Genomic DNA, 11,985 nt, shown 5'->3' with positions numbered 1-11,985 from the left:
GGGTCCGGCTCGGTCTCCGACCTCCCCGGTCGCAAGCCCCCCACTCACCCCTCCCCTCCCACGCAGACACACGATTGGCAGATCTGTCCCATGAGGAGGCAGGAAAGACCGAGGTCAAGCGACCTACGCCTGGGATAAATCTGCCAATCACGCCCCATCACCGATTCCCCGGCCGATAGAGGTGCGCTGGGGCGGGGGTCGATCGCGCCCGGTTCCGTCCGGTCACATCGACATAGGTGGATGGGGTGGAAAGATGCGGCTCCTGGCTCGTGGGGCTCGCGGGCCACCGGTGATCGGCAATCGGCAATCGTCGCCTGGGGCCCATCCAGATCAGCAAAGACCCCAGACCGCGAGGACGGTCCCTGAGACTCAGGGCCCAATTGGCCAACAGCCAACCCTCGACCGCCAGCCGCCAGCCGCCAGCCGCCAGCCGCCAGCCGCCAGCCGCCAGCCGCCAGCCGTCGACAGTCAACCGCCCACCGGCCGGTCGTCGCTATGCCTGCCCGGCGTGCCCCCGCCGGGGTGGGTGCGCTGCCGCAACCACCCCACTGGCCGTCTGCCGCTGGGCCGGCCCGGCGTGCTGACGCGGCCCGGCCGCGCCCCACCCCCTCCGGCCAACTGCCGAGTCGGCGGACCCGGTGGGTGCGCTCGCGCAACCGCCCACCGGCCGGTCGTCGCTATGCCTGCCCGGCGTGCCCCCGCCGGGGTGGGTGCGCTGCCGCAACCGCTCACCGGCCGTTCGCCGCTATGCCTGCCCGGCGTGCTGGCGAGGTGCGGCCGCGCTCCACCCACCCCGGGCAACTCCCCACCCACAGCACCTCAAGCCCACCTCGGGGACCCCTCACCCCCAGGCCGCCCGCGTGCTGGAGCGCCCTTTACTCGGACCGCGCAAGCACGACACTGACCAAGAAGCGGGCGGCCCCACGCCCACCACACAACCAACGCCCGGCCAAACCAGCCCAGCCGCCCGCGTCAGCTCACAGCATCCGCTAGGACCGTGGCTGTCTTCGCGACCAGTGGGTTGTCAGCGGTGGCGGTCGGGTCGGGCTTGGTGGTCAGTACGGCCACTACGACGGGGGTGCCGTCCGGGGTCCAGGCGATGCCCACGTCGTTGGCCGTCCCGTGCTGGCCCGTGCCTGTCTTGTCGCCGACTGTCCAGTCCTGGGGCAGGCCCTTGCGCAGGCGTTCACCGCCGGTCGTGTTGCCAAGGAGCCAGGTCGTCAGGCGGGTGCGGTCCGCGTTGTCGAGAGCGTTGCCTAGTACGAGGTGCGCGTACGTACGGGCGATGGCACCCGGGGTGGTCGTGTCCTCCAACCGCCCTGGTTCCGCCGAGTTGAGGGCCGGTTCCCAGCGGTCCAGGCGGGTTTTCGGGTCCCCGAGTGACCGGCTGAAGCGGGTCACCGCCGTGGGGCCGCCGAGTTCGTGGAGCAGGAGATTGGCGGCGGCGTTGTCGCTGAAGCGGATCGCCGCGTCGCACAGTTCCTCGACGGTCAGGCCGGAGGCGATGTTCTCCGGCTTGACGGTCACCGCGCCGCCCCCGGCCGCCTTCACGTACTCGGCCGTGTAGTGGATCCGCCTGGCGAGCGTCTCCCCGTGCCGGTCCAGGTCCCGCAGCACCGCCGCGACCGCCAGCGTCTTGAACACCGAACACATCGGGAAAAGCTCCGACGCCCGATACCGCACGGTCGCCTTTGTACGGAGGTTGTACGCGAAGGCGCCGACCCTGGCGCCGTGTTGCTCTTCCAGCTCCCGCAGGCGGGTGTGCGCGGTGTTGCGGGTACGGGGGGCTGCTTGCGCCGGGTTCCCTGCGAGCGCGAGTGCGGTTGTTGCGGCGGTCGCGGTGAGCAGGGTGCGGCGTGTTGTCGTCGTACCTAGGATTTTTCTTCCTCCAGTTCCTCTACTCCCTCAACGAAGTGGTCGAACTCGCCTGCCTGTACGCCCAGTACGAATGCGTCCCACTTCTTCTGCGTAGTAGTGACGATGTTCGTGGGGTCACTGGTTTCACGGATGTAGACCAAGTCGTTCTCGCCGAAGGCGAGCTCGATCCAGGGGCCGGGGCCCGTCGCGTCGTCAGGTGCGGCGCGGATCCAGTCCAGGTCCGGAGGGATGTCAGCCACGGAGCGGTTCCTTGTCCTTGAGGGTGTGGAGGAGGGTGCGGAAGGTGGCGGGGGTGGCGGTGAGTATGGATTCGGTGGGGTCGCTGGTCTCCGTGAGATGGATCGATTCGGATCCGGTGACATGTATGCAGGCCTCGCCCTCTCCGCAGTACGAGGACTTCTGCCAGGTGTCGCTGGGCATCTCGGTTCCCTTCACAGGTCCTGAACGATGGCGTGTATGAGGTCGCGTGACGCATTGGGCGTGAGGGCTGTGGCCTCCATGCGCTCCAGTAGTACGCGGTACTTGTCGAGCTGTGCTTCGGCGTCGATCAGCGCGGAGCCATGGGACTGGTCGAGGTGCACTGTGTCGAGCTGCGGCACGGGGCCATGGGCGTACAGGATCGACTGACCCGATCCGGGGTAGGCGCCCGCAGCGAATGGGATGACCTGCACCGTGATGTGGGCTCGCTCGCCCATGTCGAGGATGTGCTGCAGCTGCTTCCTTGTGATGGCGGGCCCGCCGAACTGCATCCGCAGGGCGGCTTCATGGATGACCGCCTGGTACGGGGTGGGGGAGTCCTTGAAGAGGACGGTCTGGCGCTTGATCCGGAACGAGAGACGGTGCTCGATGTCAGGGGGCGAGAGTTCCGGAACGACCTGGCGGATGACCTCGCGGGCGTGATCGTGGATCTGGAGCAGGCCAGGAATGTGCGCCGTGATCCCGGCGCGCAGTCGCGTCGCGTGGTGCTCCATCTCGGCCAGGTCGATCAGCCCGCCCGGCAGGATCTCGCGGTACTCCTCCCACCAACCTCGCGACCGCTCGGTGGTCATGTCGCTGAGAGCCTCGATAAGGGCCTTGTCGGAGCAGTCGTAATGGCAGGCGAGAGTGCGCACCCGTTCGGCGCTCACTCCAACGCGCCCAGCTTCCGTGTTGCTGACCTGAGTTTGCTTGATACCCATGAGTTGACCGGCCTCGGTGGCAGTCAGGCCTGCGCGCTCCCGGAGTTTGCGCAGCTCCGCGCCGAACCGGAGTTGCCGACCCGTCGGGTTACTCCTCAAGGACTTCTCCGCCTTCTTGATGCACTGTCACTCACACGAGTGGCAGTGCATGGAATTCCTCGAAACCAGTGAATGGGTGCACTGTTCGCCCACTACTTTAGTACCTGGGTCCCCGCCCCAGAAGCACCCCGCTCGACGGAGCGGCCATGGTCACTGGGCAACGTAACGACACCACCCAACTCCACTCCGTGATCGGAGACTTCCGATGGCAACCGTATCCCCGTCCTGGGCCTACACCCTTCAACTCCCGCACGATCCCCGTGCCCCCGGTATCGCACGGGCCACCCTCCGGACCATCCTCACCGCGCACGACCTCACCGAACTCACGCCCACCGCCGAACTGTTGGCCTCCGAGCTGCTGACCAACGCTCATCTGCACACCCGGGGCCCGTACGCCCTGCGCCTGTTCGCCGCTGAACCCGACCGGCTCCGTATCGCGGTCTGGGACACCGATCCGACCGTCCCGCCGGGCTTCTCGGAGAAGGGCGCCCCTGTACTCGTACCCCCGGAGGAAGCCGAACACGGCCGTGGCCTGCACCTCGTGCGGGCCTGTGCGGACGCGTGGGGTGTGTCCGTGCTGCGGGAGCTCGGGGCCTCGAAGGGCGGGAAGCTGCTGTGGGCGGAGTGTGGGGGTAGTATTACGTGACACGCGTATTACGTAGCACTCCGAGGTGGACGGGAATGGAGGAAGCCGATGCTTCTCAACAGCAAGGGCCAGGTCACGATCCCTGCCGCGCTCCGTGCGAAGTTCCACCTGCGGGAGGGGGACGAGGTCGACGTCATAGAGGTGGATGGAGCCCTCCGTATCGTCCGGTCGGAGTCGGCGCCGACGGCTGGGCAGCGCATGGTCCAGCGGATGCGAGGAACTGCGAACAGCAAGGACGTCGAGGGCATGACCACCGACGAGATCATGGAGTTGCTGCGTGGTGAATGACCGGCTGACCGTAGCCGGGGACGATCGGAGGCCAAGGACGCTGGTGGACTCGTGCGTCATTCTCGACATCGTGAAGAACGATCCGAAGTGGTCGCAGTGGTCGGCCGAGCGGCTGGCGGAGGCCAGGGACGAGGGGCTCCTCGTCATCAACCCCCTCGTCTACGCGGAGATCTCGGTGGGGTACGACACGCTGGATGCTCTCGAAGCCATGCTGGGGGACGACTACGAGCGCCACCCCATGCCGTGGAGCGCCGCGTTCCTGGCGGGCAAGGCGTTCCGGAGGTACCGGAACAACGGCGGGCAGAAGCGTTCTCCGCTGCCCGACTTCTACATCGGCGCGCACGCGGCCGTCGCCGGATTCCGGCTGCTCACCCGGGACGCCGCGCGATACCGGACGTATTTCCCGAGGATCGAGCTGATCCACCCGGGCTGACGTCCCACTGAGGGAAGACACCGAGCACGGGCGTGGATTCAGGTTGTCGGGTGAGCCCCGGCACCGTGGCGCCGGGGCTCACTGAGGGTGCGTCAGCGGTTCATCAGGGCGAAGACGCCCCAGCCCAGGTACTCGCGTTGGTAGCGGGCGTGGCGGGCGGGGGCGGTGGTGAGTTCCTCGCGCATTTCGGGGGCGAGGTCGTCGTCGGGGTTGTCGTCCAGCCAGCGGCGGATGCTGAGCCACTGGGCGGCCGCATAGCGGTCCCAGCTGTCCTGGTCGGCGAGGACCATCTCGACCACGTCGCAGCCGAGTTCGCCGAACTGTTCGAGCAGGTCAGGTAGGGGGAGGAAGTCATCCCTCGCGGAGGCATGGCAGGCCTCGACGGTGGTCTGGTCCGGGGGATCGAGGCGCCAGTACGGCTCGCCGATCAGGATCGTGCCGCCGGGGGCGAGGCTGCGCCGGAGGAGTTCGACGGTGCCGGCCGCGCCGCCGCCGATCCAGGTGGCGCCCAGGCACGCGGCGATCCCGACCGGTTCGTCGGCGACGTGGTCCGACGCGTCTCCGTGCGTGAAGCTCACGCGGTCGGCGACGCCCAGCTCGACGGCCCGGGCGCGGGCGCCCGCGAGAAACACCGTGCTGATGTCCACGCCGGTGCCGGTGACCTGGTGGTCCCGCGCCCAGGTGCAGAGCATCTCGCCCGAACCGCAGGCGAGATCGAGCATGCGGGTGCCCGGCGGCGGGCTGAGCGCTCGGCCCAGGGCTGCCAGCTTCTCGCTGGTGAACGGGTTGTGGATGCGATGGCCGCTCTCGCGGATGGTGAAGCTACGTGGGAGATCCACTTCTGGGGTTCCTTCGGTCCAAGGCGGTAGGAATGGGTGCCTTACACGGCCGGTGGGAGTTGGCCGCGGCTGTCTGGACCGTCATCAAAAGCACCTCATCAAAAGCAGCAACGCCTGGACCGGGCGAGGTTAGGACCGTCGGGCCGGTCACGTCCATCGGTTATCGGCTCCGGCGCAACCGATGGACGTACTCCCGGAAAACGCGGAGGCGGAGAGGCGGCGCCTGTGCGCGTGCCGGTCTCCGCCCTCGGTCGGCTCAGTCCTTTGCAGGCGCCGTATGCGGGGTGAGGGTCATGGTGACGTGGTCCAGGCGGGAGATCACGCGGTAGAGGTGCTTGGGGGCCGGGCCCGGTGCCGGGGTCAGGTTCCAGCGGGACAGGATCGCGGCGAGGACGACGGTCATCTCCATCCAGGCGAACGTGTTGCCGATGCACTGGCGGTTGCCCTCTCCGAACGGGAGGTAGGCGCCGCGGGGGAGGTCCTTGACCGAGATCCGCAGCCAGCGGTCCGGATCGAAGGCGAGCGGGTCGTCGTAGACGGCGGGATCGCGATGCAGGGTCGAGATGCTGAACAGGACCTCGCTGCCGGCGGGCAGTTGAGTGGTGCCCAGCGTGACGTCGGTCCTGGTACGTCGCATCAGGAGCCATGTGGGGGCGTGCAGGCGCAGGGACTCGGTCAGTACGCGGCCGGTGTACTCGAGTTTCGGGAGATCCTCGGCGGTGATCGGACGTCCCTGGAGTACGCGGTCCAGTTCGGCGTGTACGCGGGCCTGTACGTCCGGGTGGCGACCGAGTTCGTACAGGACCGAGCCGATGGAACTGCCCACGGTCTCGGCACCGGCGAGCATCAACGTGACCAGCTCGTCGCGGACTTGGAGGTCGGTCATGCCCTGGCCGGTTTCGGCGTCGCGGGCGGCGAGGACCAGGGAGAGGAGGTCGTCGTGGTCGGTTCCGTCGGTGCGGTACGCGGTGATCACCTGGTCGATGACCTCGCGGATCCGCTCGTGGGCGTTGTTGAAGCGCCGGTTCGCGGGAGTGGGGAGGCGGTGCAGGCCGTCGACGGGGAAGAGGGTCCGCCAGGTGACGCCGTCCACCACGATCGGCAGGCTTTTCTGGATCTCGTCGACCGCCTGCCGGCCGAGGTCGGTGGTGAAGAGAGTGGCGGTGACGATGGCCAGCGCGAGCTCGTCAAGACACCTCATGAGCTCGACCGGCTGTCCGGGTTTCCAGCTCTCCGCGAGCTCCTGGGCCTTTTCGTCCATCGCCGTGAAGTAGTGGTTGATCTTCTGCCGGTGGAATGCGGGCTGCAGGAGGCGGCGCTGGCGGCGATGGAATGCACCGCCGGACGTCATGATGCCGTCGCCGAGGAAGTGCCGTGCCTTGTCGAAGAGTTGGCCCTTTTCGAAGCTGTCGGCCTTGGTGACGAGGATTTCGTGCAGGATTTCGGGCCGGGTGACCACGTACACGGGCAGCGGCCCGAGGTGGAGTTTGACGACGGGGCCGAGTTCGCCCAGCCGGGCCAGGAACTGAAGGGGGTTCCGCTGGAGGGGTACGGCATGGCCGATCAGGGGGAGGCGTCCCGGGGCGGTGGGGACGGCCGTGGTCGCGGTCATGCCGGTCATGCGGGCCTCACTTCGTCGAGAGCGTCCACGGCGTTGAAGTCGACGGCGTTGTAACGGCGCGTCTCCAGGGACCAGTCGAGGTTGCCTGTCATCCAGAACCTCAGGTCGTCGAGATAGCGGTGCAGTTGCGGACTGGCCTGAGCGCGGGCGGCGGCCTCCTGTTCCAGGTACTGGCGCACCGCGTGGTCGTGCATCTGACCCGCGCGGTGCAGCGCCTCGGGCATGTCGATGCCGTACTGGGTGGAGAGAATGGGAGGCAGGCTGTGCACGCTGCGGCTGCGGGCCACTTCCTTGGGGTAGGAAAGGATGTCGTTGGCCCAGCACGCGATGTTCGTGGCCTGCTGGGCCAGCGACATCACATGCGGGTTCGCGAAGTCCTCCTGCGGCAGCACGAACCCTCCCGCCACGTCGATGAGAGCCATGCAGGTGGGGACGGCGCCGCTGTGGCGACGCATGTGGACGTACTCCACCAGCGTCGGAGCGGTCTGCCGGCTTCGGTTCGCTGCCTCCCAGCACTGGGCGAGGAAGTAGCCGGTGACCGAGTGCACGAAGCGCATCCACTGCATGGGTGCCGAGCGGGCGAGGATGCGGTCCCTGAGATCGGCCAGTGCTCCCATGAACGGATCGGCGGGGTCGGGCACTTGGCCGGGGTCCTCGATGACGCGCAGGTAGTCCACGACGGTCCGGGCGAGCAGTTCGGGATCCTCGCCCGTGGAGGACTCGTCGCAGAAGGCGTCGTCGAAGGCGAAGAGCCACAACTGCCAGTCCGCGAGCAGCTGGAGGCCGACCGGTCCGCTGCGCGGGCTGGTCCGCCCGGCTAAGCGCCCGACGCGCAGCCCTGCGTACTCGGCGGTCATCGCGGAGTCGAGGATGTTCATCTGCCCGGCCCAGTCGATGGCTTGTGCGTCGATCTCGTTGGCGTACGGGCTGATCTCTGACTGGAACGGGTAACTCAGCGGGGGCAGGGTGAGGGGGGCCCGCAGTTTTCCTTGCATGGTTCTCCACACGTGTCGCGTGCCAGTGGGGGGGGGGACGAGGATGGAGGGATCGACTTTGCGGAGGCGTATTTCGGCAACGCCGTTCCGACGTCCTGATGGTCACACGGCGTCACGAACCGCCACAATGGGTCTTTCATTAAGTGAGAGATCACTACCGTTAGAAGTTGATAGCCGAATGGTAAGAATCGACTGGTGGCGAAATACGACCGCCGCGGTCGAGCTGTCGCCCCGCCCACGCCCCCGCCCCCCGCGCCGACAGGTGTGGCTTGTCTTTGCGTGTGATCATCACGTCGCACAGTGACCGCCTCTACACTGACCTCGGCGGACTCCCGGGCGGTGAGGGGCGGTTGACGGTGCGTAAGGCATGGATCGTGGCGATCGCCGCCGTCGGGGGCGGCGTCAGCTTCGTGATGGTGCTCGTCGTCGGCGTCTACCTGGTCGCGGGGAACATCGCGGGCGGGGTGGGCGGAGGAGCGGTCACGCTCGCCAAGGGCGCGGTGCCGGCCGCGTACCAGACGCTCGTGCAGAAGTGGGGCAATCTGTGCAGCGCCATCAACCCGGCGCTGCTGGCCGCGCAGTTGTACCAGGAGAGCGGATTCAATCCGACGGCCCAGAGTCCGGCGTCGGCGCAGGGGATAGCGCAATTCATCCCCGGAACGTGGGCGACCCACGGAATCGACGGCGACGGTGACGGCGACCGCGACGTATGGGATCCGAATGACGCGATTCCGTCTGCCGCTTCGTACGACTGCGAGCTCGCCTCGTACGTGAAGGACGCGCCGGGGGACCCGACGCAGAACATGCTCGCCGCCTACAACGCGGGGGCGTACGCGGTCATCAAGTACGGGGGTGTGCCGCCGTACAAGGAGACCCAGAACTACGTGAAGACGATCACCACGCTGCAGGCGAGTTTCGCCGCGCCGGTGACCCGGGTCGACCCGTCCAAGCAGGCCGCGGCGGCCATTTCGTACGCCCAGGAGAAGCTCGGCACGCCCTACCTGTGGGGCGGGAACGGTACCGCTGACCAGGGCGGACGCTTCGACTGCTCGGGGTTGACGAAGGCCGCGTACGAGAGTGTCGGGGTCACGCTGCCGCGGGTCGCCAACGACCAGTACAACGCCGGGCCGCACCCCTCGCGGGCCGAACTGCTGCCGGGGGACCTGGTGTTCTTCTCGGACGACCTCACCGACTCCCGGGCCATCCGGCACGTGGGCATCTACGTGGGCGGCGGATACATGATCGACGCGCCGCGGACGGGTGCCGTAATCCGCTTCGACCCCATCGACACCCCCGACTACTTCGGAGCCACCCGAGTGACCGAAGATGGCGCGAAAGCATTGCCCACGACGGTCTGAACCTGCCCTCTGAGCTGCGGCGATGTGTCTCTCTTCGATAACGTCTGCGTGATCATTCGGTGGAGGGTGGAACGTATATCAGGGGAGTGTGCGTTCCTTTTCTCGTAGAGCGGATCTACGACCACGGGGGTGGGACAGGGCGCCGCACGAAAGGCTGCGCGCGCGGGCAAGACGACGAAGGGGCCACAGCACCATGGCTGGACTCGCCGAATCCGGTTCCAACCCCGACGTCAACCTCCTCTACGACATCAATGGCCTGGCCAAGGACGCGCCCCGGTGGTTCGACCACGGGGTCGAGTTCGTGGGTGAGTACGGGCTGTTGATCGCGATGCTCCTGCTGGTGGCCGGCTGCTGGTGGGCCGTGCGGCGGCGGGGCGGCGAGGATGCCGCGCCGAACGTGGCGGCGGTGATCTGGGCGCCGCTGGCCGCCGCGATCGCGGTGCTGGTGAATATCCCGATACGAGGTTTCGTGGCGCGGCCCAGACCCTTCGTCGACCACCAGGACCTGGACGTGCTGGTGTCCGGCAAGACCGACTACTCCTTCGTCAGCGACCACGCGACCCTCACCATGGCGGTGGCGGTCGGGCTCTTCGTCGCCCACCGGAAGTTCGGGCTGGTGGGCATAGGGCTCGCGCTGGTCGAGGGCTTCTGCCGGGTCTACATGGGCGTGCACTATCCGACCGACGTGATCGGCGGCTTCGCCCTCGGTACGGCGGTCGCCCTGCTGCTGTCCCCGCTCGCCATGCTGCTGCTGACGCCGTTGACCAAGGCGGTGGAGGGGTCGGCGCGGGTCGGCGGGCTGATCAGGGCGCGGGGAGTCTCCTTGGCCGGGGAGGAAGCGCTGATCGCGGGGAGTCGGGTGGAGCGGCCCGAGGACCGGGATCTGGCCGCGTAGGTCGGAAGAAGCGGTGATCGCGGGGGCTCGGGTGGAGCGGCCCGGGGACCGGGGATCTGGCCGCGTAGGTCGGAGGAAGCGGTGATCGCGGGGGCTCGGGTGGAGCGGCCCGGGGACCGGGATCTGGCCGCGTAGGTCGATCCGCGGGGCCTGGTGCGGTTGCCGTCAGAGGGCTTGCGGGAACGTGAAGACCCGGCTCGGGTCGTACAGCCTTTTCAGGGTGGTCAGGCGGGGGGCCGCGTCGCCGTAGTACGCCTTGCGCCAGTTGGTGAGGGTGGGGTCCGCGTAGTTCTGGTAGGCGGCGCCCGAGGCGTAGGGGGCCATGGCCTGGTGGGCGGTGGACAGCCAGGACTGGGCGGTCGTGCCGGACGTGCCGGGCTTCCAGGAGACGATGTACTGGGCGAGCATCCGTGAGCGGCGGTGGACGAAGGCCGTGGCGGTGGGCGAGACACGGTTGATCGCGCCGCCGAGTGCCGTGAAGGCGATGCTGCCCGCGCTGCCCCGGACCGTCGTGAGCTGGTTCAGCAGGGCCTGGACACCGGCCGAGGACAGCGAACGGTCGAAGAAGTCCGAGCGTGCCGCGTACGTCTCGCGGCCCAGCGCGCCCTGCGAGGAGCGGCCAGGGGTCGAACCCGGCAGGTGACACTGGGCGTCGGTGGAGAAGGACGAGCAGCCCGCGTACACCTCCATCGAGTCCTTGTACGACCTGCGCTTCAGCGAGACGCTGGTCGCGGAGGCGCCGATCGTGTCGGCCAGGCGGTCCACGGCGTTCTGGAGTTCGCCGTACGTGCCGAGGGAGAACGCCGCTATGGAGATCGTCGGGGTGCCGCCGGGTGCGTTCGCGAGGTGGCACGAGGACCAGATCTCGTCCGGCTGGGTCGGGCCCCACTCCTGCCAGGCCTTGACCACGGCGGCGGCCTTCGACCAGGGCCAGCTCATGTACGCGGATACGGCCTGGGGCGCGGGGTGGGTCTTGTACCGGAGCTCGGTGACGATGCCGAAGTTGCCGTTGCCGGCGCCGCGCAGGGCCCAGAAGAGGTCCTTGTGGTCGGTGGCGTTCGTGGTGAGCTGCTTGCCGTCGGCCATGATCAGCGTCGCCTGCGTGAGGCTGTCACAGGTCAGGCCGTACGCGCGGGAGACCACGCCGTGGCCGCCGCCCAGGGTCAGGCCGGAGACGCCGACGGTGGGGCAGGAGCCGGCGGGGATGGTGACGCCCTTCGCGGCGAGGGCGCGGTAGACGTCGATCAGTTTGGAACCGGCGCCGACCACCGCCTCGTTGGCGCTCGCGCGGATCTGGTTCAGCTTCGATACGTCGATGACCAGGCGGTCGTTTCCGGAGGACCAGCCTCCGTAGGAGTGGCCGCCGTTGCGGACCGAGATCTTGATGGCGTGGGCGCGGGCGTAGGCCATGGTGGTGCGGATGTCGTCCGCGGTGGCGACGTACGCGACTGCGGTGGGCTTCAGGGTGTCGAAGCGGGTGTTGTAGAGCTGGTGGGCGGTTGGCCAGGTGGCGTCGCCGGGGCGGATCAGGGTGCCGTCCAGGTCGGTGGCGAGGGCGGTCCAGTTTGCGGCGGCCTTGGTGCTGGTGCTGGTGCTGGTGGTGGTGGTGGTGGTTGTGCGGAGGGGGGTGCTGGGTGTACCGGTGTTGTCGCTGCCCATGCCGTTGCCCTTGCACGCCGTTGTGGCTGCCGCCGCGAGTGCGGCGGTGGCTCCGCCTATGAACGTACGCCGTTGCATGTGCGCCTCTCCGTTGGT

The 11,985-nt window shown here is 68.2% G+C and carries 13 protein-coding genes; 5 read left to right on the top strand and 8 right to left on the bottom strand.

The window, feature by feature from the left end; translation table 11 throughout:
- Window positions 1–972: 972 nt before the first annotated feature.
- The 4 genes from bla to ACFVKT_RS22620 are packed head-to-tail and all read right to left on the bottom strand — an operon-like array spanning window position 973 to window position 3,155.
- Entirely contained in the window at window positions 973–1,878 is a 906-nt protein-coding gene (gene bla / locus ACFVKT_RS22635) for a class A beta-lactamase (RefSeq protein ID WP_385734243.1), read from the bottom strand.
- Window positions 1,872–2,117, bottom strand: a complete 246-nt coding sequence (locus ACFVKT_RS22630) for a DUF397 domain-containing protein (RefSeq protein ID WP_385734160.1) — start codon at window positions 2,115–2,117, stop codon at window positions 1,872–1,874. The genes bla and ACFVKT_RS22630 overlap by 7 nt, the downstream gene beginning before the upstream one ends.
- The gene (locus ACFVKT_RS22625) at window positions 2,110–2,298 is read right to left on the bottom strand and encodes a DUF397 domain-containing protein (RefSeq protein WP_385734158.1); all 189 of its coding nucleotides are present in this window, start codon (window positions 2,296–2,298) and stop codon (window positions 2,110–2,112) included. The genes ACFVKT_RS22630 and ACFVKT_RS22625 overlap by 8 nt, the downstream gene beginning before the upstream one ends.
- A gap of 11 nt (window positions 2,299–2,309) precedes the next feature.
- Window positions 2,310–3,155: a helix-turn-helix domain-containing protein gene (locus tag ACFVKT_RS22620; RefSeq protein WP_385734156.1), complete on the bottom strand. Its 846-nt coding sequence runs from the start codon at window positions 3,153–3,155 to the stop codon at window positions 2,310–2,312.
- A 205-nt stretch (window positions 3,156–3,360) separates the two neighbouring features.
- Between ACFVKT_RS22620 and ACFVKT_RS22615 the strand changes: the two genes are divergently transcribed.
- From ACFVKT_RS22615 to ACFVKT_RS22605, 3 genes are read left to right on the top strand one after another with little or no spacing between them, the layout of a single operon-like run.
- Window positions 3,361–3,801 carry an ATP-binding protein gene (locus ACFVKT_RS22615; RefSeq protein ID WP_385734154.1) on the top strand — a complete coding sequence of 147 codons (441 nt, stop codon included), beginning with the start codon at window positions 3,361–3,363 and terminating at the stop codon, window positions 3,799–3,801.
- A gap of 48 nt (window positions 3,802–3,849) precedes the next feature.
- Window positions 3,850–4,089, top strand: coding sequence for an AbrB/MazE/SpoVT family DNA-binding domain-containing protein (locus ACFVKT_RS22610; RefSeq protein WP_385734152.1), 240 nt, complete (start codon window positions 3,850–3,852; stop codon window positions 4,087–4,089).
- The gene (locus ACFVKT_RS22605; protein ID WP_385734150.1) at window positions 4,079–4,522 is read left to right on the top strand and encodes a type II toxin-antitoxin system VapC family toxin; all 444 of its coding nucleotides are present in this window, start codon (window positions 4,079–4,081) and stop codon (window positions 4,520–4,522) included. The genes ACFVKT_RS22610 and ACFVKT_RS22605 overlap by 11 nt, the downstream gene beginning before the upstream one ends.
- A 92-nt stretch (window positions 4,523–4,614) precedes the next feature.
- On the opposite strand, the gene ACFVKT_RS22600 is transcribed toward ACFVKT_RS22605, so the two are convergent.
- The 3 genes from ACFVKT_RS22600 to ACFVKT_RS22590 all read right to left on the bottom strand — a co-directional run bounded on the left by ACFVKT_RS22600 (window position 4,615) and on the right by ACFVKT_RS22590 (window position 7,977).
- The gene (locus ACFVKT_RS22600; RefSeq protein WP_385734148.1) at window positions 4,615–5,361 is read right to left on the bottom strand and encodes an SAM-dependent methyltransferase; all 747 of its coding nucleotides are present in this window, start codon (window positions 5,359–5,361) and stop codon (window positions 4,615–4,617) included.
- A 256-nt stretch (window positions 5,362–5,617) separates the two neighbouring features.
- Window positions 5,618–6,982 carry a cytochrome P450 gene (locus ACFVKT_RS22595; RefSeq protein ID WP_385734146.1) on the bottom strand — a complete coding sequence of 455 codons (1,365 nt, stop codon included), beginning with the start codon at window positions 6,980–6,982 and terminating at the stop codon, window positions 5,618–5,620.
- Window positions 6,979–7,977 carry a hypothetical protein gene (locus ACFVKT_RS22590; protein ID WP_385734144.1) on the bottom strand — a complete coding sequence of 333 codons (999 nt, stop codon included), beginning with the start codon at window positions 7,975–7,977 and terminating at the stop codon, window positions 6,979–6,981. Before ACFVKT_RS22590 ends, ACFVKT_RS22595 begins: the two co-directional genes overlap by 4 nt.
- A 350-nt stretch (window positions 7,978–8,327) precedes the next feature.
- Here ACFVKT_RS22590 and ACFVKT_RS22585 point away from each other — a divergent pair, with 350 nt between their 5' ends.
- Together ACFVKT_RS22585 and ACFVKT_RS22580 are read left to right on the top strand one after the other, a co-directional pair.
- A complete protein-coding gene (locus ACFVKT_RS22585; RefSeq protein WP_385734241.1) occupies window positions 8,328–9,335 on the top strand; it encodes an NlpC/P60 family protein in 1,008 nt (335 codons plus the stop codon).
- Window positions 9,336–9,528: 193 nt separating this feature from the next.
- Entirely contained in the window at window positions 9,529–10,230 is a 702-nt protein-coding gene (locus ACFVKT_RS22580; protein WP_385734142.1) for a phosphatase PAP2 family protein, read from the top strand.
- A 165-nt stretch (window positions 10,231–10,395) separates the two neighbouring features.
- Here the strand turns inward: ACFVKT_RS22580 and ACFVKT_RS22575 are convergent, their stop codons facing one another.
- A complete protein-coding gene (locus tag ACFVKT_RS22575) occupies window positions 10,396–11,967 on the bottom strand; it encodes an FAD-binding oxidoreductase (protein WP_385734140.1) in 1,572 nt (523 codons plus the stop codon).
- Between the last annotated feature and the right edge of the window lie 18 nt (window positions 11,968–11,985).

Origin of the sequence: Streptomyces sp. NPDC127595 (assembly GCF_042671685.1) — a bacterium.
Classification (GTDB): Bacteria; Actinomycetota; Actinomycetes; order Streptomycetales; family Streptomycetaceae; genus Streptomyces.
This window is presented reverse-complemented; position numbering and strand designations above follow the sequence as displayed.